General features: G+C 63.3%; 22 protein-coding genes and 1 tRNA gene. 15 read left to right on the top strand and 8 right to left on the bottom strand.

Going from position 1 to position 23,272, the window contains the following annotated elements; genetic code table 11:
- The first annotated feature begins 178 nt into the window (after positions 1–178).
- The 5 genes from ugpB (at position 179) to ugpQ (ending at position 5,336) form a co-directional block, all read left to right on the top strand.
- Complete coding sequence (gene ugpB / locus ACSQ3O_RS05040) at positions 179–1,495, top strand: sn-glycerol-3-phosphate ABC transporter substrate-binding protein UgpB (RefSeq protein ID WP_137746755.1); 1,317 nt, start codon at positions 179–181, stop codon at positions 1,493–1,495.
- Positions 1,496–1,615: 120 nt separating this feature from the next.
- Positions 1,616–2,497 carry a sn-glycerol-3-phosphate ABC transporter permease UgpA gene (gene ugpA, locus ACSQ3O_RS05035; RefSeq protein ID WP_137746756.1) on the top strand — a complete coding sequence of 294 codons (882 nt, stop codon included), beginning with the start codon at positions 1,616–1,618 and terminating at the stop codon, positions 2,495–2,497.
- A 1-nt stretch (position 2,498) separates the two neighbouring features.
- Complete coding sequence (gene ugpE / locus ACSQ3O_RS05030) at positions 2,499–3,350, top strand: sn-glycerol-3-phosphate ABC transporter permease UgpE (RefSeq protein ID WP_137746757.1); 852 nt, start codon at positions 2,499–2,501, stop codon at positions 3,348–3,350.
- 71 nt (positions 3,351–3,421) lie between these two features.
- Complete coding sequence (ugpC, locus tag ACSQ3O_RS05025) at positions 3,422–4,426, top strand: sn-glycerol-3-phosphate ABC transporter ATP-binding protein UgpC (protein ID WP_137746758.1); 1,005 nt, start codon at positions 3,422–3,424, stop codon at positions 4,424–4,426.
- 166 nt (positions 4,427–4,592) lie between these two features.
- Positions 4,593–5,336, top strand: a complete 744-nt coding sequence (gene ugpQ, locus ACSQ3O_RS05020; RefSeq protein WP_436138065.1) for a glycerophosphodiester phosphodiesterase — start codon at positions 4,593–4,595, stop codon at positions 5,334–5,336.
- 97 nt (positions 5,337–5,433) lie between these two features.
- Here the strand turns inward: ugpQ and ACSQ3O_RS05015 are convergent, their stop codons facing one another.
- Together ACSQ3O_RS05015 and ACSQ3O_RS05010 are read right to left on the bottom strand one after the other, a co-directional pair.
- Entirely contained in the window at positions 5,434–6,420 is a 987-nt protein-coding gene (locus ACSQ3O_RS05015; RefSeq protein WP_436138064.1) for a Bug family tripartite tricarboxylate transporter substrate binding protein, read from the bottom strand.
- Between the two features lie 147 nt (positions 6,421–6,567).
- Positions 6,568–6,843 (bottom strand): hypothetical protein, encoded by a 276-nt coding sequence (locus ACSQ3O_RS05010; protein WP_436138063.1) that lies wholly within the window; start codon positions 6,841–6,843, stop codon positions 6,568–6,570.
- Positions 6,844–6,914: 71 nt separating this feature from the next.
- Here ACSQ3O_RS05010 and hemA point away from each other — a divergent pair, with 71 nt between their 5' ends.
- The 6 genes from hemA (at position 6,915) to ACSQ3O_RS04980 (ending at position 13,658) form a co-directional block, all read left to right on the top strand.
- Positions 6,915–8,249, top strand: a complete 1,335-nt coding sequence (hemA, locus tag ACSQ3O_RS05005) for a glutamyl-tRNA reductase (protein ID WP_436138062.1) — start codon at positions 6,915–6,917, stop codon at positions 8,247–8,249.
- A 113-nt stretch (positions 8,250–8,362) separates the two neighbouring features.
- Positions 8,363–9,451 (top strand): peptide chain release factor 1, encoded by a 1,089-nt coding sequence (gene prfA / locus ACSQ3O_RS05000; RefSeq protein ID WP_436138061.1) that lies wholly within the window; start codon positions 8,363–8,365, stop codon positions 9,449–9,451.
- 73 nt (positions 9,452–9,524) lie between these two features.
- The gene (gene prmC, locus ACSQ3O_RS04995; RefSeq protein WP_436138060.1) at positions 9,525–10,376 is read left to right on the top strand and encodes a peptide chain release factor N(5)-glutamine methyltransferase; all 852 of its coding nucleotides are present in this window, start codon (positions 9,525–9,527) and stop codon (positions 10,374–10,376) included.
- A gap of 332 nt (positions 10,377–10,708) precedes the next feature.
- Complete coding sequence (gene grxD / locus ACSQ3O_RS04990; RefSeq protein WP_436138059.1) at positions 10,709–11,032, top strand: Grx4 family monothiol glutaredoxin; 324 nt, start codon at positions 10,709–10,711, stop codon at positions 11,030–11,032.
- A 156-nt stretch (positions 11,033–11,188) separates the two neighbouring features.
- The gene (locus ACSQ3O_RS04985; RefSeq protein WP_436138058.1) at positions 11,189–12,196 is read left to right on the top strand and encodes an AAA family ATPase; all 1,008 of its coding nucleotides are present in this window, start codon (positions 11,189–11,191) and stop codon (positions 12,194–12,196) included.
- Positions 12,197–12,308: 112 nt separating this feature from the next.
- Positions 12,309–13,658: a hemolysin family protein gene (locus ACSQ3O_RS04980; RefSeq protein WP_436138057.1), complete on the top strand. Its 1,350-nt coding sequence runs from the start codon at positions 12,309–12,311 to the stop codon at positions 13,656–13,658.
- Positions 13,659–13,718: 60 nt separating this feature from the next.
- Here ACSQ3O_RS04980 and ACSQ3O_RS04975 read toward each other — a convergent pair whose 3' ends face one another.
- Both ACSQ3O_RS04975 and ACSQ3O_RS04970 read right to left on the bottom strand, forming a co-directional pair.
- The gene (locus ACSQ3O_RS04975; RefSeq protein WP_436138056.1) at positions 13,719–14,423 is read right to left on the bottom strand and encodes a lytic transglycosylase domain-containing protein; all 705 of its coding nucleotides are present in this window, start codon (positions 14,421–14,423) and stop codon (positions 13,719–13,721) included.
- Positions 14,424–14,425: 2 nt separating this feature from the next.
- Positions 14,426–16,168, bottom strand: a complete 1,743-nt coding sequence (locus tag ACSQ3O_RS04970; protein ID WP_436138055.1) for a proline--tRNA ligase — start codon at positions 16,166–16,168, stop codon at positions 14,426–14,428.
- Positions 16,169–16,260: 92 nt separating this feature from the next.
- On the opposite strand from ACSQ3O_RS04970, the gene ACSQ3O_RS04965 reads away from it, so the two are divergent.
- A complete protein-coding gene (locus tag ACSQ3O_RS04965; protein ID WP_436138054.1) occupies positions 16,261–16,935 on the top strand; it encodes an RNA pyrophosphohydrolase in 675 nt (224 codons plus the stop codon).
- A gap of 110 nt (positions 16,936–17,045) precedes the next feature.
- On the opposite strand, the gene proB is transcribed toward ACSQ3O_RS04965, so the two are convergent.
- The 4 genes from proB to rplU form a co-directional block, all read right to left on the bottom strand.
- Positions 17,046–18,188, bottom strand: coding sequence for a glutamate 5-kinase (proB, locus tag ACSQ3O_RS04960; RefSeq protein WP_436138053.1), 1,143 nt, complete (start codon positions 18,186–18,188; stop codon positions 17,046–17,048).
- 96 nt (positions 18,189–18,284) lie between these two features.
- Positions 18,285–19,355, bottom strand: coding sequence for an Obg family GTPase CgtA (cgtA, locus tag ACSQ3O_RS04955; protein ID WP_137746772.1), 1,071 nt, complete (start codon positions 19,353–19,355; stop codon positions 18,285–18,287).
- Positions 19,356–19,532: 177 nt separating this feature from the next.
- On the bottom strand, positions 19,533–19,790 hold the full coding sequence (gene rpmA, locus ACSQ3O_RS04950) for a 50S ribosomal protein L27 (protein WP_005794180.1): 258 nt from the start codon (positions 19,788–19,790) through the stop codon (positions 19,533–19,535).
- Positions 19,791–19,806: 16 nt separating this feature from the next.
- Positions 19,807–20,118 carry a 50S ribosomal protein L21 gene (rplU, locus tag ACSQ3O_RS04945; protein ID WP_005794184.1) on the bottom strand — a complete coding sequence of 104 codons (312 nt, stop codon included), beginning with the start codon at positions 20,116–20,118 and terminating at the stop codon, positions 19,807–19,809.
- A 226-nt stretch (positions 20,119–20,344) separates the two neighbouring features.
- On the opposite strand from rplU, the gene ACSQ3O_RS04940 reads away from it, so the two are divergent.
- The 3 genes from ACSQ3O_RS04940 (at position 20,345) to pilB (ending at position 23,257) form a co-directional block, all read left to right on the top strand.
- Positions 20,345–21,274, top strand: coding sequence for a polyprenyl synthetase family protein (locus ACSQ3O_RS04940; protein WP_436141076.1), 930 nt, complete (start codon positions 20,345–20,347; stop codon positions 21,272–21,274).
- Between the two features lie 39 nt (positions 21,275–21,313).
- Positions 21,314–21,390 (top strand) — tRNA-Pro (locus ACSQ3O_RS04935).
- A 127-nt stretch (positions 21,391–21,517) separates the two neighbouring features.
- On the top strand, positions 21,518–23,257 hold the full coding sequence (gene pilB / locus ACSQ3O_RS04930) for a type IV-A pilus assembly ATPase PilB (protein WP_436138052.1): 1,740 nt from the start codon (positions 21,518–21,520) through the stop codon (positions 23,255–23,257).
- The last annotated feature ends 15 nt before the right edge of the window (positions 23,258–23,272 follow it).

Here is a 23,272-nt window from a genome sequence, read left to right as displayed (position 1 = left end):
ACCGGGCAATTGGCTGCGAGACTGTCACAAAAAGGTCACAATCGCTCCCCTTGCGGGTACCCCACGGGGTTTCCCCCGTTGTTACAGGCAACTGCGTCTGCGACAACGACACACTCCCGTCACATTGGCTGCCTACCCTCCGGCCTTTGTGCATTTCGTCATTCTTGGAGATACATACATGCAACTCAAGCATCTGGCGCTCTCTGCGGCCATCGCGCTGTCCGTCTGTGCCCCGGCACAAGCACAGCAACAACCGGTAGAGATTCAGTGGTGGCATTCGATGAGCGCAGCGCTTGGCGAATGGGTCAATGACCTGGCCAAGCAATACAACGCCAGCCAGACCAAGTACAAGGTGGTGCCCACCTACAAGGGCACCTATGACGAATCCATGACAGGCGCCATCGCGGCCTTCCGCGCCGGCAATGCCCCCCACATCCTGCAGGTGTTTGAAGTGGGCACCGCCACCATGATGGCCAGCAAGGGCGCCATCGTGCCCGCAGCCAAGGTGCTCAACGACGGCGGCTTCAAGTTCGAACCCACCCAGTACGTGTCGGCCGTGGCCGGTTACTACACCGCCCCCAACGGCCAGATGCTGAGCTACCCGCTCAACAGCTCCACCACGATCTTTTATTACAACAAGGACGCCTTCAAGAAGGCAGGCCTGGACGCCGACAAGCCGCCCAAGACCTGGCCCGAAGTGTTCGCTGCAGCGTCCAAGCTGAAGGCCAGCGGCCACAGCTGCCCGTTCACCACCAGCTGGATCAGCTGGACGCAGCTGGAAAGCTTCTCGCTGTGGCACAACACCCTGTTCGCCACCAAGAACAACGGTTTTGACGGCAACGACGCCCAACTGCAGATCAATACCCCCCTGCACGTGCGCCACTTCGAGAACCTGGCCAAGGCCTCCAAGGAAGGCAGCTTCGTCTACAAGGGCCGTGGCAACATTCCTGATGCCTCGTTCCCTTCGGGCGAATGCGCCATGATCACCGGCTCGTCGGGCCTGTACGCCCGCGTGGCCAAGGAAGCCAAGTTCGCCTATGGCATCTCCACCCTGCCCTACTACTCTGACGTGCAGGGCGCACCCCAGAACACTGCCATCGGCGGCGCCAGCCTGTGGGTGATGTCTGGTAAGAAGGCCGAGGAATACAAGGGCGTGGCCGACTTCCTGAACTTCCTGAACGACACCAAGGTGCAGGCCGCCAGCCACCAGCGCACGGGCTACCTGCCTGTGACCATGGGTGCCTACCAGCTGACCGAGGCATCGGGCTTCTACACCAAGAACCCCGGCACCGACGTGGCCGTGACACAGATGATCAAGAAGGCGACCGAGAAGTCGCGCGGCATCCGCCTGGGCAACTTCGTGCAGATCCGCTCGATCATCGACGAGGAAACTGAGCAAATCTGGTCGGGCAAGAAGTCGCCCAAGGAAGCCCTGGACACGGCCGTGACCCGTGGCAATGAGCAGCTGGCCCGCTTCGCACGCGCCAACAAGTAAACGCTGCCTAGCATCTGCCGATACCGTCTGGCAACACTGCCAGGTGGCGTCGAAAGCCCGCCGCCCCGTCAACCACCATGGTTCACGGGGCGGCGGGGTTTTCTTTTTGAGAGTTCCGACATGGAAAAACGCGTACTTTTCCGCTCTGCATGGCTGCCGTGGGTGCTTCTGGCACCCCAGCTGGTCATCATCAGCGTCTTCTTTTTCTGGCCTGCAGGCCAGGCCCTGGTGCAGTCCTTCCAGATGCAGGACAGCTTCGGCATGTCCACCGAATGGGTGGGGCTGGACAACTTCAAGCACCTGTTCGAAGACCCTGGCTACCTCGCCTCGTTCAAGACCACGGCCTTCTTCTCGATACTGGTGGCAACGGTGGGCATCTGCCTGTCGCTGATGCTGGCGATCTTTGCCGACCGCATCATCAAGGGCGCCATGGTCTACAAGACCGCGCTCCTGCTGCCTTATGCCGTGGCACCCGCTGTGGCGGGCGTGCTCTGGATGTTCATGTTCTCGCCCTCGCTGGGGGTGGTGGCCTACATGCTGCGCCAGTCGGGCTTTGACTGGAACCACATGCTCAATTCCGACCACGCGATGGCGCTGATCGTGATTGCCGCCGTGTGGAAGCAGATCTCCTACAACTTCCTGTTCTTCCTGGCAGGCCTGCAGTCCATTCCCAAGTCGCTGATCGAGGCGGCCGCCATCGACGGCGCAGGCCCCTGGCGCCGGTTCTGGAGCATCCAGTTCCCGCTGCTCTCGCCCACCACCTTCTTCCTGCTGGTGATCAACGTGGTGTATGCCTTCTTCGACACCTTCGCCATCGTGGACGCCACCACGCAGGGTGGCCCGGGGCGCGACACCGCCATCCTGGTCTACAAGGTCTACCACGACGGCTTCAAGGCCATGGACATGGGCGGCTCGGCAGCGCAGTCGGTCGTGCTGATGGCCATCGTCGTCGTGTTGACGGTCATCCAATTCCGCTACGTCGAGAAGAAAGTGCAGTACTGAAATGGTTGAACGCAGTCCTTATCTCACCGCGTTCTCGCACCTCATCATGGTGCTGGGCGTGATCATCGTCGGCTTCCCGCTGTACCTGGCCTTTGTGGCCTCCACCCACACGGCGCAGGACATCGTGCAGGTGCCCATGCCCATGGTGCCCGGTGGCAACTTCTGGCAGACCTACCACGACACGCTGTTTGGCGGCGGCTCGGGCGCGGGCTCCACCGCGCCCGTGGCGCGCATGATGTGGGTGAGTTTTGTCACCGCCATCGTCATCACCGTGGGCAAGATCGCAATCTCGCTGCTGTCGGCGTTTGCCATCGTGTACTTCCGTTTTCCCTTCAAGGGCATCTGCTTCTGGCTGATCTTCATCACCCTGATGCTGCCGGTGGAAGTGCGCATCGGCCCCACCTACCAGGTCGTCTCCAACCTGGGCATGCTCAACAGCTATGCGGGCCTCACGGTGCCGCTGATCGCCTCGGCCACGGCCACCTTCCTGTTCCGCCAGTTCTTCCTCACCGTGCCCGACGAGCTGGTCGAAGCCGCGCGGGTGGACGGCGCGGGCCCCATGCGCTTCTTCAAGGACATCCTGGTGCCGCTGTCACGCACCTCGATTGCTGCGCTGTTCGTGATCCAGTTCATCTATGGCTGGAACCAGTACCTGTGGCCGCTGCTCGTGACCACGTCCGAAGACATGTACCCCGTGGTCATCGGCATCAAACGCATGATTGCTGGCGGCGACGCAGGCAACGAGTGGAACATCGTGATGGCCACAGCCCTCCTGGCCATGCTGCCCCCGGCCTTTGTGGTCGTGGTGATGCAGCGCTGGTTCGTCAAGGGTCTGGTGGATACGGAAAAGTGACAAAAACACAAGCCAAAACAGCCCCTACCGCCTTATCCATCTGCGCTAGCAGCTACTAATTTAATAGCAAAATGGCATCTCTCTCTCTTCGCAACATCATCAAGCGCTACGGGCACGGGCCCAAGGCCAACCAAGTCATCCATGGCGTGAACGCCGAGATCAAGGACGGCGAATTCGTCGTGATCGTCGGCCCCTCGGGCTGCGGCAAATCCACGCTGCTGCGCATGGTCGCGGGCCTGGAAGAAATCTCGGGTGGCGAACTGCGCATTGGCGACCGTGTGGTGAACGACCTGGAACCCGCCCAGCGCGATATCGCAATGGTGTTCCAGAACTACGCGCTCTACCCCCACATGACGAACTTCGAGAACATGGCCTATGGCCTGAAGATCGCCAAGGTGCCCAAGGATGAAATCCAGCGCCGCGTGGACAAGGCCGCCAAGATCCTCGAACTCTCGCACCTGCTGGAGCGCAAGCCCCGCGAGCTGTCCGGCGGCCAGCGCCAACGCGTGGCCATGGGCCGCGCCATCGTGCGCCAGCCGCAGGTGTTCTTGTTCGACGAGCCCCTGTCCAACCTGGACGCCAAGCTGCGCGCCCAGACCCGCCTCGAAATCCAGAAGCTGCACCGCGAACTGGGCATTACCAGCTTGTTCGTGACGCACGACCAGGTCGAAGCCATGACGCTCGCGCAGCGCATGATCGTGATGAACGCGGGCAACATGGAACAGTTCGGCACGCCCGAAGAGGTCTACCACACGCCCGCCACCACCTTTGTGGCCAGCTTCATCGGCTCGCCACCCATGAACCTGCTCAAGAACGCGCCCGGCGTGCAGCCCGGCACCATCCTGGGCATCCGCCCCGAGCACCTGGACGTGCGCAGCGAAGGCTGGGCCGTGACGGTGGAAACCGTGGAACTGCTGGGCGCCGAGCGCCTGATCTATGGCCGCATCAACGGCGAACAGGTCATCGTGCGCGTGGAAGAAGGCACCCATGCCCCGGCGCCCGACACCGTGATCCACGTGCAGCCCCGCACCGACCGCCTGCATGCGTTTGATGCCACCACGGGGAAGCGCAAGTGACAACCCCCTGAGCGGCTGCGCCGCTTCCCCCTTCTCTCGGCTGCGCCGGGAAGGGGGACGACGCCCTCGATGCGGGGCGGCCCTTTCTCGGCGTCCCGCGCCAGGGTCCGCGCCAGTATCCACAGCAGCGCGCCGCGCACATTACAAGGTACAAGGCAATTCGACGATGTCCCCCACCTGGCCCTACCCCCGCTGGATCGCCCACCGAGGCGCTGGCAAGCTGGCCCCTGAAAACACCCTCGCCGCGTTTCGCCTGGGCGCGCAGCATGGCTACCGCATGTTCGAGTGCGATGCCAAGCTCAGCGCTGACGGCGTGCCATTTCTCATGCACGACGCCACGCTCAACCGCACGACCAGCGGCCACGGCACCGGTGGCGACCTGCCCTGGAGCCAGCTCGCGCAGCTGGACGCGGGCAGCTGGCATTCGCGCAGCCACGCGGGCGAGCCCCTGCCCACACTGGAAAACCTGGCGCGCTACTGCATCGCCAACGGGTTCCTGCTGAACATCGAGATCAAGCCCACGCCGGGGACCGAAGCCACCACTGGCAAGGTGGTCGGCGAACACGCCGCGCGCCTGTGGCAAGGTCAGGCCGTGCCGCCACTGTTTTCATCCTTCCAGCCCGATGCGCTGGAGGGTGCGAAGACCGCCGCGCCCCACATCCCGCGCGCGCTGCTGCTCGACACCCTGTGGGAGGGCTGGGCCGACGTGGCCCAGCGGCTGGGCTGCGTGGCCATCGTTTGCAACCACGCCTTGTGGGACGCAACCATGGTGGCCCAGGTCAAGGGCCTGGGCATGCGCACCCTGAGCTACACCGTCAACGACGACTGGGCCGCACAGCGCCTCATCGCGCTTGGCACCGACGGCATCATTACCGACCGCGTGGACTTCTTCTCTCCCGCCACGGCTTAAAGAACCCCACCCCAAGCCAGCGCCACCGTGGAACCGGCTTCGCCGGGCCAGGGGTGGCGTCCCCCTTCAGGGGGAAGGCGCGCAGCGCCTCAGGGGGTCAGTCCAGCTTCGCGCCCGACTTCTTCACCGCATCCGCCCAGCGCGGCATCTCGGCGGCCAGGAACTTCGCGAAATCGTCCGCGCCCAGAAACGCCGGGTCGGCCCCCTGGCTCACCATGCGGCTCTTCACGTCGGGCGACTGCATCACCTGGCCGAAGGCATCGCTGAGCTTGGCCACCACGTCCTTGGGTGTGCCTGCGGGCGCTAGAAAGCCGTAGAAACCCACCACCTCGAAGCCCTTGATGCCGCTCTCGATCACCGTGGGCACATCGGGCAGCGCGGGGTTACGCTCCTTGCTGGTCACGGCCAGGGCGCGCACCTTGCCCTGCTTGTGGTACGCAGCGGCCTGCGGAATGCTCTCGGCCATGAACTGCACCTGGCCGCCCATCAGGTCGGTGAACGCGGGCGCGCTGCCCCGGTAGGGGATGTGCACCATGAACAGGCCCGTGGCGGTCTTGAACATCTCGGGCACCAGGTGGCTGATGCCACCGTTGCCCGCCGAGCCGAAGTTGACCTGGCCGGGCCGCGACTTGGCATACGCCATGAACTCCTGCAGGTTCTTGGCGGGCACGCTGGGGTTGACCAGCAGCGCCAGCGGCTGCATGGCGGTGCGCGCAATCGGTGTGAAGTCCTTGAGCGTGGCATACGGCAGGCGGCTGTACAGCGCCGGGTTAATCACCATCACGCCCGTGTTGGCCAGCATCAGCGTGTGGCCGTCGGGCGGGGCCTTCATCACATCCTGCGCCCCCACGGTGCCGCCCGCGCCCGCCTTGTAATCCATCACCACCGGCTGGCCCAGCACGGCCTGCAGCCGGTCGGACAACAGGCGCGCATGCTGGTCCAGCGGGCCACCCGCCGGAAAACCGACCACGATGCGCACGGGCTTGGACGGAAAGCTGGCAGCGGTTTGCGCCGATGCCGCCACGGAGAGCAGCAGGCCGGCCGCCAGGGCCCAACAGGTTTTCAGCGCGATCTTGGATTTCATTGTTGTGTCTCCGGAGTTGGGGGAAAAAAGCACCGGGCGCGCGTTGCGCGGGCCCCGGGGGCATGCCCCGATTCTCAGCGGCATTTGGCCCCCGAAAACTCCCTGAAAACACGGGGCCTCTCCGGGCCCGGCAGACACCTGGGGCAGTCAGCCCTTCCAGCCCCGCAGCAGGCACCATTGGCAGGTGGCCATGGCCACCACCAGCGCGGCATAGGTCAGCATCTTGCCGTCGCGCCCCCACAGAGCCAGCCCTGCGGCCAGCACCACCAGGCCCACCACAAACACCACGGCCCACTGGCGCCAGATGGCCAGGGCTGCGCCCTTGGCGCCCAAAAGCCGCCCACCCCACACCAGCAGCAAGGCCACAAAAGCGGCGGGCGCCACAAAGTTCAGCAGGTGGTTGAGGATGTCGAGGGGACCCATGAATTGACCCAAATCAAGGCTTGAACAGGCAAGGCCGCCTGCCCGGGCCAACAATTTTATAATCGGCAGCTATGGCAGTCTGGGCCCTCGGGATCAACCACACCACCGCGCCGCTCGACCTGCGCGGCCGGTTCGCGTTTGCGCTCGACCATATCGCGCCCACGCTGCAGGGCCTGCGCCAGTCGCTGGGCCACTCTGGCGGTGGTACCAGCCGCCACCCGGGCGTCGAAACCGCCATCATCTCCACCTGCAACCGCACCGAAATTTACTGCGCAGGCGACCAGCCCGCCATGGACCACACTCTGGGCTGGCTGGCCCACAGCGGCGGCGTGAGCCCGGCGCTGTTGCGCTCGCACTCCTACACCCTGGAAGACAGCCTGGTGGCGCGCCATGCGTTCCGCGTGGCCAGCGGGCTGGATTCGATGGTGCTGGGCGAGGCGCAGATCCTCGGCCAGATGAAAGACGCGGTGCGTGCCGCCGAAACGGCGGGTGCCCTGGGCACCACGCTCAACCAGCTCTTCCAGCGCAGCTTTGCCGTGGCCAAGGAAGTGCGCAGCAGCACCGAAATTGGCGCGCACAGCATCAGCATGGCCGCCGCTGCCGTGCGCCTGGCCGGGCAGCTGTTTGAAGACCTGGGCAAGATCCGCGTGCTGTTTGTGGGCGCGGGCGAGATGATCGAACTGTGCGCCACGCACTTCGCGGCCAAGAACCCCAAGCAGATCGCGATTGCCAACCGCACGCTGGAGCGCGGCGAGAAGCTCGCCACCCGCTTTGGCGGCGAGGTGATGCGCCTGGCCGACCTGCCCGAGCGCCTGCACGAATTCGACGCTGTGATCAGCTGCACCGCGAGCAGCCTGCCCATCATCGGCCTGGGCGCCGTGGAGCGTGCGCTCAAGAAGCGCCGCCACCGCCCCATGTTCATGGTCGATCTGGCCGTGCCCCGCGACATCGAGCCCGAAGTCAAGGCCCTGGGCGACGTGTACCTGTACACCGTGGACGACCTCGCCACCGTGGTGCAGACCGCGCAAGCCAACCGCCAGGCCGCCGTGGCACAGGCCGAAGCCATCATCGACGCAGGCGTGCAAAGCTTCATGCACTGGATGGAGCTGCGCAGCCCCGCCGCGGCCGAGGGTGGCGTGGTGCCGCTGATCCAGCAGCTCAACGCCCAGACGGACGAGTGGCGCGCGCTGGAAATCGCCCGCGCCAAGAAGCTGCTGGCCAAGGGCGAGGACGTGGACGCCGTGCTCGAAGCGCTGTCGCGCGGCCTCACGCAAAAGATGCTGCATGGCACCCTGGCCGAGCTGCGCGCGGGCGACGCCGAGGTGCGCGCCCAGACGGCCCAGACCGTCTCGCGCCTGTTCCTGCGCTCGCAGAGCAAGACCACCAACAACACCAACGGGCTGTAGCGGCGCTCGCCCGCTCCCCGCCCGCCCCGATTTCACGCCAAATCGGCCCCTGGCGCCTGATGGATCAGCGCCAGAAGCTACAAAAATTGTAGCAAATCATCTTTCCCTATCCCATGAAACCTTTTCTCCGAAGCCAGCTGGAGCGCTACGCACAACGCCTGGGCGAACTCGATTTCCTGCTCTCGCGCGAAGACATCATGAGCGACATGGCGCAGTACCGCCGCATCTCCGTCGAGCATGCCGAGGTCACGCAGATCGCAGGCCGCTACGCCCGTTACCAGCAGCGCGAGGCCGACCTGGCGGGCGCCCGCGAGATGCTGGCCGACCCGGACATGGCCGAAATGGCGCAGGAAGAAATTACCAGTGCCGAGGCCGAGCTGTTGCAGCTGGAGGATGAACTGCAGCGCCTGCTGCTGCCCAAGGACCCCGACGATGCGCGCAACGCCTTTGTGGAAATCCGCGCAGGCACGGGCGGCGACGAATCGGCCCTGTTCGCAGGCGACCTCACACGCATGTACACCCGCTACGCCGCCAACGTGGGTTGGAAGGTGGAGGTGGTGAGCGAGAACGCGGCGGAGCTGGGTGGCTACAAGGAAATCGTGCTGCGCATTGAGGGTGACCACGTCTATGGCGCGCTCAAGTTCGAATCCGGCGGCCATCGCGTGCAGCGCGTGCCCGCCACCGAGACACAGGGCCGCATCCACACCAGCGCCTGCACCGTGGCGGTGATGCCCGAGCCCGACGAGCACGAAGCCATCAAACTCAACCCGGCCGACCTGCGCATCGACACCTTCCGCGCATCGGGCGCGGGCGGCCAGCACATCAACAAGACCGACTCGGCCGTGCGCGTGGTGCACTTGCCCACCGGCATCGTGGCCGAATGCCAGGACGGCCGCAGCCAGCACAGCAACAAGGCCAAGGCGCTGCAGGTGCTGCAGGCGCGCATCCAGGAGAAAGAGCGCAGCGAGCGCGCCGCCAAGGAGGCCGCGCTGCGCAAGGGCCTGATCGGCAGCGGCGACCGCAGCGACCGCATCCGCACCTACAACTTCCCGCAGGGACGGCTCACCGACCACCGCATCAACCTCACGCTGTACAAGCTGCTGTATGTGATGGAAGGTGATCTGGGCGATGTGCTGCAGTCCCTGCAGCATGCCCGCGAGGCCGAGCAGCTGGAAGACCTGGAGATGGGCGCCACAGGCTGAGCGCCGTCCAGAATTTGAGTCAAATAGGCCTTCTGCGCTCGACCATCAAGCCCAAGCAGCTATCAAAACCATAGTGACCTCTGCCACCCCCACCCTCGCCCAGGCTTTGGCCCAGGCCCACACGCTGGGCCTGGCACGCATCGACGCGCAACTGCTGCTGCTGCACACCCTGGCCCGCCCCGACGCAGGCCGCGCCTGGCTGCTGGCCCACGACACGGACGCGATGGACGAAACCGCACATGGCCAGTTCATGGCCCTGTGCCAGCGCCGCCTGGCAGGCGAGCCCGTGGCCTACCTCACGGGGCGCAAAGAGTTCTACGGCCTGCCGTTGCAGGTGGACGCCCGCGTGCTGGACCCGCGCCCCGACACCGAAACGCTGGTGGACTGGGCGCTGGAACTGATCGCCCCGCTGGCATCGCCGCGCGTGGTGGACCTGGGCACCGGCAGCGGCGCGATTGCGCTGGCTTTGCAAAGCCAGCGCGCTGACGCCCAGGTGCTGGCGGTGGATGCCAGCGCCGACGCACTGGCAGTGGCCCAGGCCAACGGGGCGCGGCTGGGCCTGCCCGTGCAGTTTCAGCCAGCCAACTGGCTCACTGGCGTGGAGGGCCTGTTCGACGCCATCGTCTCCAACCCCCCCTACATCCCCAGCGCCGACCCGCACTTGGCCGCGCTCACGCACGAACCGCTGCAGGCCCTGGCCAGTGGCGCAGACGGGCTCGACGATATCCGCACCATCATTGCCCAGGCGCCCGCCCACCTGCAGCCCGGCGGCTGGCTGCTGCTGGAACATGGCTACGACCAGGCAGACGCGGTACAGGCGCTGCTGGCCGCCCAGGGCTTTGCCCAGGTACAAAGCCGCAATGACCTCGCTGGCATTGCGCGTTGCACGGGCGGGCAGTGGCCACCAGGGCGTGCCACCCTTTAATTTCCCCACGCGCTGGCTGCGCAATGCGGATGGATGCGCGAAGGATGGCGCAGCCAATAGCGGGCTATTGGCAAGCCGCCCGACAAAGCAGACGCCGCATTGCGTAGCCAGCCCGAAGGGAAAGCCATCCAGGCCGCGCAATGCGTCGTTGCCCTTCGCTTGTGTAGCCAAGGCTACACGGTACTCAGGGCGCCTAGCACTGCGCGGCCTGGATGGCTTTCGCGTGGGGAAATTAAAGGGTGACACGCCCTAACGCAGACAGTGAAATAATCCACCCCATTGCGGGCCCTACCCCACCCAGGCCCGCCCGCCTCTTTCAAGGAGTTTTACCCATGAGCGACACCCAACAACGCATCGACGCCCTCGTCAAATCCAGCGAGGTCCTGCTTTTCATGAAGGGCAGCGCCAGCTTCCCCATGTGCGGCTTCTCCGGTCGCGCGATCCAGATCCTCAAGGCCTGCGGCGTGGACCCCAAGGCCGTGGTCACCGTCAACGTGCTCGAAGACGACGCCATCCGCCAGGGCATCAAGGAATACAGCAACTGGCCCACGATCCCCCAGCTGTACGTGAAGGGCGAGTTCATTGGCGGGTCGGACATCATGATGGAGATGTACGAATCGGGTGAACTCAAGCAGGTGCTGGGCACCGAAGGCTGATCGACGCAGCTGTTGCGCCACCCGCCATCAGGCCGCCTTCGGGCGGCCTTTTTGTTTGCCCGCAACAGAGGCACCAATCAGGGGCTTTTCCGGTGGAGCGGCGGGCATGTTGTGTGCTTGAATGATTGCGTGACGTAACCATCACAGGAGCATGCAATGACCAGCCATAGCCTTGTTCCCCAGTCTCCCGCCCTGCGCCTGCCGGTGGCCCAGATGCGCAACGTGTTCCATCCGGGTGATGTGGAACGCAAGCTGGCCCGGTTGCAAGAGTCGGGCAACCAGCGCGAATACGAAACCCTGCGCACCGTGTACGAACGCATGCTGGAGCGCGGCCCAGAGCGTTTTCAGGTCAAGCCCTCGGGCATCCCCGACATGGCCAGCCTGTATGAGCAGTTGCCCAACTTCACCGAGGTGCTGGACGACGTGAAGCGCCACGTGGCGCTGGCGCAGGACAGCAGCGACGGGCTGGAAGTCACGCCCATGCTGCTGCTGGGCCCGCCCGGCATCGGCAAGACCCACTTTGCACGCCACCTGGCCGAGCTGCTGGGCACGGGCATGAACCTGCTGCCCATGAGTTCGATGACCGCCGGCTGGCTGCTGTCGGGCTCGTCGGCCCAGTGGAAGGGCGCGCGGCCTGGCAAGGTGTTTGAAGCGCTGGTAGAGGGCGAATACGCCAACCCCGTGATCGTGGTGGACGAGATCGACAAGGCCAGCAGCGATGCGCAGTACGACCCACTGGGCGCGCTGTACAGCCTGCTGGAGCACGACACAGCCCAGAGCTTTACCGACGAGTTTGCCGAGGTGGCCATCGACGCGAGCCAGGTGATCTGGATCACCACGGCCAACGACACGCGCGGCATTCCCGACCCCATCCTGAACCGCATGAACGTGTTCGAGGTGGAGGCGCCCACGCTAGAGCAGGCCCGCACCATCGCCCGCAACCTGTACCAAGGCATCCGCGCGGGGCACGACTGGGGCCGTCTGCTGGACCCCGATCCGCTGGACGATGTGCTAGACCACCTGGCCCAGATGCCACCGCGCGAGATGCGGCGGGCGCTGATGACGGGTTTTGGCAATGCACGGCTGGACCGGCGCAGCACGGTGGAGATCACCGATCTGCCCAAGGCGGCCTCTGGCCGCAGCCGCATCGGCTTCGTGCAGTAACCCACAGCGGGTGCTTTGCCCCAGCGCACGGTGCGCTGCGGGGGCCGCCCGCAGGGCGCACAGATACACTCGGGTGGCCGCTGTGCCTTGGCCTGCGCTGCCCTCCCTCTTCATGACCCTGTCCCAAAGCCTTTTTGTCATCGGGCTGCTGATCGCAGCCAGCGCCTTCTTCTCCATGGCCGAGATTTCGCTCGCCGCTGCACGCCGTTTGCGCCTGCGGCAGATGGCCGACGAGGGCGACGCGCGCGCAGGCCGCGTGCTGCGCATGCAGGAGCAGCCGGGCGACTATTTCACCGTGGTGCAGGTGGGGCAAAACGCGGTGGCCATCCTGGGCGGTATCGTGGGCGAAGGGGCGCTGAGCCCGCACTTCAGCGCGTTGTTCAGCTTGTGGCTGTCTGAATCGACAGCAGAGAAGGCCGGTTTTCTGGCGTCCTTCCTGGTCATCACCTCGCTGTTCATCCTGTTTGCCGACCTGTTCCCCAAACGCCTGGGCATGGCCGAGCCAGAGCGGCTCGTGGTGCGCCTGGCGCAGCCCATGGCCTGGTGCACGACGCTGCTGCGGCCACTGGTGTGGTTCTACAGCCGGGGGGCCGATGCGCTGTTCCGCGTGCTGGGGCTGTCGTCGCTGCGCGATGACCGCATCACCTCGGACGACATCTTGGCCATGATGGAGGCAGGCGCGCGTGCCGGCGTGCTGGCCGCGCGGGAGCAGCAGGTCATCACCAATGTGTTCGAGCTGGACACACGCACCGTGTCCAGCGCCATGTCGCCCCGCGACCGGGTAGCGTTCTTTCTGCGGGACGAGCCCGACTCCGTCATCCGCCTGCGCATTGCGGCCGAACCGTTTTCGACCTACCCCGTGTGCGAGGGCGACATCGACCATGTGGTGGGCTATGTGGACGCCAAAGACCTGTTCCAGCGCGTACTCAACAACCAGCCCATCTCGCTGGCCGACGACAGCCTGGTGCGCAAGGTGCTCATCGTGCCGGACCGCCTGACCTTGTCGGAGGTGCTGGAGCAGTTCCGCCAGGTGCACGAGGACTTTGCTGTCATCGTGAACGAATACAGCCTGGTGGTCGGCGTGGTCACCCTGAACGACGTGATGAGCACCGTGATGGGCGACCTGGTGGGCCCGGCGGACGAAGAGCAGATCGTGCGGCGCGACGAGGATTCGTGGCTCATCGATGGCGTCACGCCCATTGAAGATGTGCTGCACGCGCTGTCGCTCGATGAACTGCCGCACACCGGCGAGTACGAGACCCTGGCGGGGTTCCTGATGGTGATGCTGCGCCGCGTGCCACGACGCACCGACAGCGTGAGCTGGGGCGGCTACAAGTTCGAGGTGCTGGACGTGGACAGCTACCGCATCGACCAGGTCATGGTCTCGCGCGTGAACTCTGCCAGTGGCAGCGGCAACCCGCCCACCCCACACACGGAGCATGCCCTGGGCGCTGGGGGCTGATCCAGGGTGTCAGGTTATGTGCGCGCCCGCTGGCTGCCATGCTCCGCCAATGCCCACCCGTCATGCGGCAGGCGCCCCCGCAGGCCTGTCGGCAAACGCCCAACTGCGCTGGGCACCAAACACCGCATCCGGGTAGGGTGAGCGGCCACGGCTACCGTTGTAACGACCCAGGGCCATGAAGAGGTTGCCCTGCTCCCGGTCAATGTAGTGGCGCAGGATCACGCAGCCAAAACGCAGGTTGGTCTGCATGTGGAACAGCTTGCCCGCATCGCCATCGCCGATCACCCGCGTCCAGAACGGCATGACCTGCATGTAGCCCCGGGCACCAACGCTGGACACGGCAAATTTGCGGAACCCACTCTCCACCTGGATGAGCCCCAGGACCAGCGACACATCCAGGCCCGCACGCTTGGACTCGTACCAGACCGTCTGCAAAAAGTCGCGGCGTACCTCCCACTCGGGCTTGCGGCGGCGCAGCCGGTCGCTCTGGGTGCCCAGCCAGCGCAGGTAGTGCAGGCGGGCCTCGGTGGTGAAAAACTCGGGCTCGGGCGGCGCCTGGTTGGCAATGGCCGAACTCAGCGCCGTGCGCACGGAATCCATCAAGGGCTCTTCCAGCTGCCCGCCTGCGTGCGCCGCCTGCGGCGCGGCCAGCCAGGCAGCTGGCGCTGCGAGCGAAGCAGTGGCCAGCAGGCATGCGCGCCGCGAGAGTCCCGCCACCGCGCCAGGCGGCACCACGGAGGATGCGTGGGCGTCCCGCTCGCTCATGCTCATACCACCATGCGGCCCTTCACGTGGGCCAGGATGTCTGCCACCGCCACCTTGGTGGCTGCCGTATCACGGCGGTTCTGGTACTCGACCATGCCTTCCTTGAGGCTCTTGTCGCCAATGGTCACGCGGTGGGGCACGCCGATCAGCTCCCAGTCGGCAAACATGGCGCCGGGGCGTTCACCACGGTCGTCCAGGATCACATCCACGCCGGCTGCCAGCAGGTCGGCATAGAGCTGCTCGGCAGCAGCCTTGACGGCCTCGCTGCGGTCCATGCCCACAGGGCAGATCACCACGGTGAAAGGCGCAATCGCGTCGGGCCAGATGATGCCGCGCTCATCGTGGTTCTGTTCGATGGCCGCCGCAGGCAGGCGCGTCACGCCAATGCCGTAGCAGCCCATCTCGAAGAACGCGGGCTTGCCATCGTCACCCAGGAAGGTGGCGTTCATGCCCTTGCTGTACTTGGTGCCGAGGTAAAACACATGGCCCACTTCGATGCCGCGCTCGATGGCCAGCTCACCCTTGCCATCGGGGGAGCGGTCGCCTGCCACCACATTGCGCAGGTCGGCCACCGCATCGGGTTCGGGCAGGTCGCGCCCCCAGTTCACGCCGGTGATGTGGAAGTCCACCTCGTTGGCGCCGCAGATCCAGTCAGCCATCTGTGCCACTTCGCGGTCCACCACAATCTTGAGGGGCTTCTTCAGGCCGATGGGGCCCAGGTAGCCGGGCTTGCAGCCAAAGTGGTCCTCGATTTCGGAGAGAGTGGCAAAACGGAAGCCTGCCAGGCCAGGCACCTTGCCCACCTTGATCTCATTCATATCGTGGTCGCCACGCAGCAGCAGCAGCCAGACCTGGCTCTTGACAATCTCGCCTGCCTCGTTGGTTTCGTCCGTGGCCAAGACCAGGGACTTCACGGTGGTGCTCAAAGGCACACCCAGCAACTCTGCCACGTCGGCGCAGGTGCTCTTGCCGGGCGTCGCCGTCTTTTCCATGGCCTTGGCGGGTGCAGGGCGTGGACCGGAAGGCGCCAGGGCCTCCGCCTTTTCCATATTGGCGGCGTAGTCGCTCTGTGGGCAGTAGACGATGGCGTCCTCGCCGGTGGCCGCGATCACCTGGAACTCTTCCGACAGGTCGCCACCGATGGCACCGCTGTCAGCCGCCACCGCACGGTAGGTCAGGCCGAAGCGGTCAAAAATGCGGCGGTAGGCCTGGGCCATCACCTGGTAGCTGGCCTTGGCGGCCACCTGGTCGCGGTCGAAGCTATAGGCATCCTTCATGATGAACTCGCGGCCGCGCATGAGGCCGAAGCGAGGACGGCGCTCGTCGCGGAACTTAGTCTGGATCTGGTAGAGGTTCTTCGGCAGCTGCTTGTAGCTCTTGAGCTCCTGGCGTGCGATGTCAGTGATCACTTCTTCGCTGGTCGGCTGCACCACGAAGTCACGGCCATGACGGTCCTGGATGCGCAGCAGCTCGGGGCCCATCTTGTCGAAGCGACCCGTCTCTTGCCACAGCTCTGCGGGCTGCACCACGGGCATGGTCAGCTCCACGGCACCTGCGCGGTTCATTTCCTCCCGCACGATGGCCTCCACCTTGCGGATGACCCGAAGGCCCATAGGCATGTAGTTATAGATACCCGCGCCCAGCTTCTTGATCAGCCCTGCCCGCGTCATGAGTTTGTGACTGACCACTTCTGCGTCGGCCGGGGCTTCCTTGAGGGTGGAGATAAAGAATTGGGAGGCTTTCATCGGAATCGATTTCAGGCGGAACGGGGCCGTCCACTTGCTGCGCGCTAGGCGCCGTGCATAATGGACACAGTTTAAAAATTTGGGGTTTGATTATGCTTGACCGGGACGGCTTTCGGCCGAACGTCGGCATCATCCTGCTCAACCAGAGAAACCAGGTGTTCTGGGGCAAGCGCATACGCACCCACAGCTGGCAGTTTCCGCAGGGTGGCATTGACCGGGGCGAAACCCCCGAGCAGGCCATGTTCCGCGAGCTGCACGAGGAGGTGGGATTATTGCCTGACCACGTGCGCGTGGTGGCCCGCACCCGGGACTGGTTGCGCTATGAGGTGCCTGACCGGTACATCCGCCGCGATGCGCGCGGACATTACAAGGGCCAGAAGCAAATCTGGTATCTGCTCCAACTGGTGGGCCACGACTGGGACTTGAATCTCCGCGCGACCAACCACCCCGAGTTTGATGCTTGGCGCTGGAACGATTACTGGGTGCCTCTGGATGTGGTGGTGGAGTTCAAGCGCGGGGTCTACGAAATGGCCTTGACCGAACTGTCGCGCTATCTACCACGGCACGAACAACGCAACCGCTATCTCCGCAGTGGCATGCGGACACGGGAAGGCGAACACGCAGGGACCAGCATGTACCGCACAGGGTCCATGCTGATCAATCCGGGCATGGAACTGCCACCCGGCGCCAGTTTTGATCCTGACCCACAGAACAGCATGCCCGGGGAGCTTGATGGGATTCCACCACTGACCACCACACCCCGCTGAGCTCCTCAGCCACCAATAAAGAAGCCTGCAATTGCAGGCTTTTTTATTGGCTGGACAGCAATGCGCCGGAGCACACAAGCGTTCAAGAAGGGGTTCTGGCGCTCAGGCGATCAAGCCCCCGCAGCCAAAACCAGGTTATCGCGGTGGACCATTTCTGGCTCGGCCACATAACCCAGCAGCTTTTCAAACTCGGCCGAAGGCTTTCGGCACAGCAAGCGCGCCTCAGCAGCCGCATAGTTGGCCAGGCCACGTGCAATTTCAGCCCCAGAGGCATCCCGCACGGCAATCACGTCACCCCGCGAAAAGTCGCCCTCCACCGCCGTCATACCAATCGGCAACAGGCTCTTGCCTTCGTCGCGCACCTTGGCGGCGGCCCCGGCATCCACCACCACCGAGCCCCGCAGTTGCAGGTGGTCGGCCATCCATTGCTTGCGGGCCTGTTTCTTCTGGGTTTGTGCGACAAGCAGCGTCCCCAAGGGCTCGCCCCCAACCAAGCGCAGCAGCACATCCGGCTCACGCCCCCAGGCGATCACAGTGGAGGCGCCCGAACCCGCAGCCCGCTTGGCCGCCAGGATCTTGGTGATCATGCCGCCCCTGCCAATGCTGGAGCCTGCGCCCCCGGCCATGGCCTCCAGGGACAAATCCCCCGCTTTGGCTTCGTGCACAAATTGCGCGGAGGGATCGCGGCGCGGATCGGCGGTGTACAAACCTTTCTGGTCCGTGAGGATGATCAGCGCATCGGCCTCGACCAGATTGGCCACCAGCGCCCCCAGGGTGTCGTTGTCGCCAAACTTGATCTCGTCGTTGACGACCGTGTCGTTCTCGTTGATCACCGGCACCACGCCCAAGTGCAGCAGCGTGAGCAAAGTAGAACGTGCGTTCAGATAACGCTCGCGGTCGGCCAGGTCGGCGTGGGTGAGCAGCACCTGGGCACTGCCCATGCCCTCTTCGCGCAGCTTGGTTTCGTACATTTGCGCCAGGCCCATCTGCCCTACGGCCGCTGCAGCCTGCAGCTCGTGGATTTCCTGCGGGCGCGTGGTCCAGCCCAGACGCTTCATGCCCTCGGCGATGGCACCACTGGACACCATCACCACCTCGCGCGCGGCCCCGCCCTCACCACGCACCAAGGCTGCCAGCTGGCGGCTCCATTCACCAATGGCGGTTTCGTCCAGGCCACGGCCTTCGTTGGTCACAAGGCTGGAACCCACCTTCACTACGATGCGGCGGGCATCTCGCAATACGCTGGAAACCATTGTTTCAATCAATTTGGGCCACTACCGCGCGCTCATCAAGCGTTAGCAGCTATTAAAAATATAGCAATCCCATGACGGAACCCGCAGCACTCGGCACTAGGCAGGCGCGTCTCCGGCAAACCGGGGGTCCACTTCCACGGGCTCGTTCTCCGTGCGCTGTTCCGACTGCACATGGCGGAAGATCGCGTGGATCAAAGGCTCGCAGCCCTCACGCGTCAACGCAGAAATCTCAAACACCGGCCCCTTCCACTTGAAGCGCTTCACAAAGTCTTTGACACGCGCCTCGCGCTCGTCGGCGGGCACCATATCGAGTTTGTTCAACACCAGCCAGCGGGGTTTGCTATAGAGCTGTTGGTCGTACTTCTTCAGTTCGTTGACGATGGCCTTGGCCTGCGCCACCGGATCCACTGCGTCATCAAAGGGCGCCAGATCAACGATATGCAACAACAGGCGCGTGCGCTGGAGATGGCGCAAGAACTGGTGACCCAGCCCCGCCCCCTCCGAGGCCCCTTCGATCAGGCCAGGGATGTCTGCCACCACAAAACTCTGCTCGGGGCCCACACGCACTACGCCAAGGTTGGGATGCAGCGTGGTGAAGGGGTAGTCGGCAATCTTGGGCCGGGCATTCGAAACCGCTGTGATGAAGGTGGACTTGCCAGCGTTGGGCATGCCCAACAGGCCAACGTCGGCCAACACTTTCAGCTCCAGCTTCAGATTCTTTTTCTCACCCGGCCAGCCCGGCGTTTTCTGCCGGGGTGCACGGTTGATGGCACTCTTGAAGCGCAGGTTGCCGAACCCGCCATCCCCGCCCTTGGCGATGGTGATGACCTCGCCCGGATTGAGCAACTCATACAGCACCTCACCCGTTTCCGCGTCGGTGATGATGGTGCCCACGGGCATTTTCAGGGTGATGTCGGCGCCAGCCGCGCCAAACATGTCAGAGCCCATGCCATGCTCTCCACGCTTGGCCTCGTGCCGGCGCGAGTAGCGAAAGTCCACCAAGGTGTTCAGATTGGGATCGGCAACGGCAAACACATGCCCCCCACGCCCACCATCGCCCCCATTGGGCCCGCCGAACTCCTTGTATTTTTCGTGCCGGAACGACACGCAGCCATTGCCACCGTCACCGGCAGCAATGTCAATAAAGGCTTCATCGACGAACTTCATGGAATATCCAGTTTACAAAAAGGCGCCGGACCGACCGACAGCCAACGGCCGATTGTGGCGGAACAGCGGAGCGCCTTCCAGGCGCCTCAGGCGGACGGCATGCAACAGCCACCCGTACAGACCAAACAACAAAGCCCCGGCAAAGCGGGGCTTCGTTGCTTGCCGGAGGAAAATTCCTCAGGCGGGAGTCACATTGACCGTGGACTTGGACAATGCACCCTTGGTGCCGAACGACACGTGGCCGTCCACCAGGGCGAACAAGGTGTGATCCTTGCCGACACCGACGTTGGTACCGGGGTGGAAACGCGTGCCACGTTGACGCACGATGATCGAGCCTGCGCTGATCAGTTCACCACCGAACGCCTTGACACCCAGCATCTTTGGCTTGGAGTCGCGCCCATTTCGCGTAGAGCCGCCGCCTTTTTTCTGTGCCATGACTCAGCTCCTTCGCTTAAGCAGCAATCGCACCGATTTGCAGTTCGGTGAACTGCTGGCGATGGCCTTGGCGTTTTTGATAGTGCTTGCGACGGCGCATCTTGAAGATGTGCACCTTGTCGTGCTTGCCGTGGGCCACCACAGTGGCTTTCACGGTTGCGCCGGACACCAGGGGCGTACCAACCTTCAGTTCAGCGCCGTTGCCGACAGCCAGAACCTGGTCGATCACGATCTCCTGGCCTACGTCCGCAGCAATCTGTTCTACTTTAATTTTTTCGCCGGAAGCAACGCGATACTGCTTGCCGCCGGTTTTTATGACCGCGTACATGTTGACCTCTTGATATGAGTTCCGCAGACGGATTTCTGCAGAGCCAATGAGTATAGCGCATCGCTAGAAAAGCGTCCAGCCCCTGCACAGACCAGCACAACAAGCAACGCCTGCGCTGCAATGGCCCCGCTCAGGCCTTCCTATAATCCGGGCACTTTCTGTGACCGCCATCTTGACTGACCATACCGCCCCCACAGCCTCCCCCCTCACGCTCGTTGCCGATGACATGCACGAGGTCGATCAGGTCATTGGGCGGCGCCTGACGTCCAGCGTACCGCTGGTCGCCCAGATATCGCAGTACATCATTGCCGCCGGAGGCAAACGCCTGCGCCCTGCGCTACTCCTCATGGTGTGTGGCGCACTGGGCTATCGCGGCGCCCATCGATTCAGTCTCGCAGCGGTGGTCGAGTTGATTCACACCGCTACATTGCTGCATGACGATGTGGTGGACGCATCCACATTGCGCAGGGGCCGACCCACGGCCAACGAGACATTCGGCAATCCAGCCAGCGTGCTGGTGGGCGACTTCCTGCACACCCGCTCCTTCCAGATGATGGTGGAAGCAGGAAGCATGCGGATCATGGAAATCCTCTCGGAAGCCACGAACGTGATCGCCGAGGGTGAGGTACTTCAGCTCATGAATATGCATGATGCCTCGCTGGACGAAGCGGGCTATTTGCGCGTGATCCGCTCCAAAACAGCCAAGCTGTTCGAAGCCAGCGCCAGACTTGGCGCCGTACTCGCCGACAGCACACCCGAAATCGAAGAAGCATGCGCCACCTACGGGCAAGCGTTGGGTACCGCCTTCCAGATCATTGACGACGTCCTGGATTACGACGGCGATGCCTCGGAAATGGGAAAAAACCTGGGCGACGACTTGCGCGAAGGCAAGTCCACGCTGCCATTGATTGCCGCCATGGAGCGAGGAACCCCCAGCCAGGCCCTCATTGTTCGCCAGGCCATCGAACAAGGCTCAACAGAACAATTGAGCGAGATCATCCTCATTGTTCGAGCCACCGGAGCCTTGGATGTCACTCGCGCAGCCGCATTCGCCGAAGCACGCCGGGCCATGGCCGCCGCAGACCGACTCCCAGCCAATGCGCATTCAAAGGCCTTGCTAGAATTAGCCGCGCAGTTGTTAGCTCGACGCAACTAAAACGCCCACTCCGCTCACAAACGGATGTATTGCAATTCACGGGGTGTAGCTTAGCCTGGTAGAGCGCTACGTTCGGGACGTAGAGGCCGGAGGTTCGAATCCTCTCACCCCGACCACAAATCAATCGCACGCGCATTTGCGCCGCCTGTGGCGCGGTTACCAATATCCAGCGCTGTACACCCTCTGTGCGATCGGTGATGATAGGATGGTTTCTTCTCCACACCTAACACATATACCGGTTACATGGCCGCTGTTGATACTGTCCCCAAAGAAGCCTCTGCAGTAGCCCTGCCCGGACTGGGTCGGGCTTTGATGTCTGCTGGCAAACTGACCCAAAAGTCAGCCGAGGACATTTACAAAAAATCACAAATCAGTCGCACCAGTTTTATCGCCGAACTGACGGGCTCTGGTGCGGTATCTGCAGCTGATTTGGCCCATACCGTTTCTGCCGTGTTTGGTGCGCCGCTGCTGGACCTGGATGCTATTGATCCACTTCGACTTCCCAAAGAGTTGCTGGACGGAAAAATATGCCAAGCCTACCGTGTTGTAGTGCTCAGCAAGCGCAACAACCGGCTGATTGTCGCCACGGCCGACCCCACCGACCAAGAAGCGGCCGAGAAAATCAAATTCACCACGCAGATGGGCGTGGATTGGATTATTGCGGAATATGACAAGCTGAGTCGCTTGGTTGAAATATCGACCAAATCCACCAGCGAATCCATGGATACGCTGGTCAGCGGCGGCGGCGATTTTGAATTTGATGATGTTTCCATTGAGGAAGCGCCAGACGAAGCCGACACGGGCGTCACTGAAGTCGAAGATGCCCCGATCGTCAAGTTTCTCCACAAAATGCTGCTCGACGCTTTCAATATGCGAGCATCTGATTTGCACTTTGAGCCTTATGAGCACCAATACCGCGTACGCTTTCGGATTGACGGCGAACTGCGCGAAATAGCCTCCCCTCCGATCGCCATCAAGGACAAGTTGGCTTCGCGAATCAAAGTGATTTCGCGATTAGACATCTCGGAAAAGCGCGTGCCGCAAGATGGCCGCATGAAACTGAAAGTGGGCCCCGACAGGGTCATCGATTTCCGCGTCAGCACGCTGCCTACTTTGTTTGGTGAAAAAATCGTGATCCGTATTCTGGATCCGAGCAGCGCCAAACTAGGTATTGACGCACTGGGCTACGAGCCCGTGGAGAAGGAACGACTCCTTCAAGCCATTGGTCGCCCTTACGGCATGATTCTTGTTACTGGGCCTACAGGCTCCGGCAAGACAGTGTCCCTTTACACCTGCCTGAATCTTCTCAACAAACCGGGCGTCAATATTGCGACAGCCGAAGACCCCTCGGAAATCAACTTGCCTGGCGTCAATCAGGTCAATGTGAATGAGAAGGCTGGCCTGACATTTGCTGTCGCACTCAAATCCTTTCTCCGCCAGGATCCTGACATCATCATGGTGGGTGAAATCCGGGATCTGGAAACTGCCGACATTTCGATTAAGGCCGCCCAAACCGGTCATTTGGTGTTGTCCACCCTGCACACAAACGATGCACCGACGACGCTGACACGGATGCGCAACATGGGCATAGCGCCCTTCAACATTGCCTCGAGCGTGATCTTGATCACCGCCCAGCGACTGGCGCGCAGGTTGTGCCCTGCGTGCAAGGCCCCTGCCGATATTCCCCACGAAACACTGGTGGAAGCCGGCTACAAGGAGGACGACATCGACGGCTCCTGGGTCACCTACCGCCCCGTCGGCTGCTCTGCCTGCAACAACGGATACAAAGGCCGGGTCGGCATTTACCAGGTCATGCCGGTATCCGAGGACATCCAGCGCATCATTCTTCGCGATGGAAGCGCCCTGGAAATTGCGGAACAAGCGCGGGCCGAAGGCGTGCGTTCGCTGCGGGAGTCTGGGCTCCACAAAGCCAGGCTCGGAATGACTTCACTCGAAGAAGTCTTGGCAGTTACCAATGAATAGCATCCACTGACGAGG

Source organism: Acidovorax sp. LjRoot74, from assembly GCF_964254355.1.
GTDB lineage: Bacteria > Pseudomonadota > Gammaproteobacteria > Burkholderiales > Burkholderiaceae_C > Acidovorax.
Note: the sequence above shows the minus strand (reverse complement) of the source record. Positions and strands in the feature narration are given on the sequence as shown.

Coding starts and splice junctions, on each gene's coding strand:
- prfA (WP_436138061.1), top strand. CDS start 8,363: ATGAAACCTTTTCTCCGAAGCCAGCTGGAGCGCTACGCACAACGCCTG.
- ACSQ3O_RS05010 (WP_436138063.1), bottom strand. CDS start 6,843: ATGGGTCCCCTCGACATCCTCAACCACCTGCTGAACTTTGTGGCGCCC.
- ACSQ3O_RS05015 (WP_436138064.1), bottom strand. CDS start 6,420: ATGAAATCCAAGATCGCGCTGAAAACCTGTTGGGCCCTGGCGGCCGGC.
- cgtA (WP_137746772.1), bottom strand. CDS start 19,355: ATGAAGTTCGTCGATGAAGCCTTTATTGACATTGCTGCCGGTGACGGT.
- ugpB (WP_137746755.1), top strand. CDS start 179: ATGCAACTCAAGCATCTGGCGCTCTCTGCGGCCATCGCGCTGTCCGTC.
- ACSQ3O_RS04940 (WP_436141076.1), top strand. CDS start 20,345: ATGCACGAGGTCGATCAGGTCATTGGGCGGCGCCTGACGTCCAGCGTA.
- rplU (WP_005794184.1), bottom strand. CDS start 20,118: ATGTACGCGGTCATAAAAACCGGCGGCAAGCAGTATCGCGTTGCTTCC.
- grxD (WP_436138059.1), top strand. CDS start 10,709: ATGAGCGACACCCAACAACGCATCGACGCCCTCGTCAAATCCAGCGAG.
- ACSQ3O_RS04970 (WP_436138055.1), bottom strand. CDS start 16,168: ATGAAAGCCTCCCAATTCTTTATCTCCACCCTCAAGGAAGCCCCGGCC.
- ACSQ3O_RS04980 (WP_436138057.1), top strand. CDS start 12,309: ATGACCCTGTCCCAAAGCCTTTTTGTCATCGGGCTGCTGATCGCAGCC.
- ACSQ3O_RS04985 (WP_436138058.1), top strand. CDS start 11,189: ATGACCAGCCATAGCCTTGTTCCCCAGTCTCCCGCCCTGCGCCTGCCG.
- ugpQ (WP_436138065.1), top strand. CDS start 4,593: ATGTCCCCCACCTGGCCCTACCCCCGCTGGATCGCCCACCGAGGCGCT.
- ugpE (WP_137746757.1), top strand. CDS start 2,499: ATGGTTGAACGCAGTCCTTATCTCACCGCGTTCTCGCACCTCATCATG.
- proB (WP_436138053.1), bottom strand. CDS start 18,188: ATGGTTTCCAGCGTATTGCGAGATGCCCGCCGCATCGTAGTGAAGGTG.
- hemA (WP_436138062.1), top strand. CDS start 6,915: ATGGCAGTCTGGGCCCTCGGGATCAACCACACCACCGCGCCGCTCGAC.
- ugpA (WP_137746756.1), top strand. CDS start 1,616: ATGGAAAAACGCGTACTTTTCCGCTCTGCATGGCTGCCGTGGGTGCTT.
- ACSQ3O_RS04965 (WP_436138054.1), top strand. CDS start 16,261: ATGCTTGACCGGGACGGCTTTCGGCCGAACGTCGGCATCATCCTGCTC.
- ugpC (WP_137746758.1), top strand. CDS start 3,422: ATGGCATCTCTCTCTCTTCGCAACATCATCAAGCGCTACGGGCACGGG.
- ACSQ3O_RS04975 (WP_436138056.1), bottom strand. CDS start 14,423: ATGAGCGAGCGGGACGCCCACGCATCCTCCGTGGTGCCGCCTGGCGCG.
- pilB (WP_436138052.1), top strand. CDS start 21,518: ATGGCCGCTGTTGATACTGTCCCCAAAGAAGCCTCTGCAGTAGCCCTG.
- rpmA (WP_005794180.1), bottom strand. CDS start 19,790: ATGGCACAGAAAAAAGGCGGCGGCTCTACGCGAAATGGGCGCGACTCC.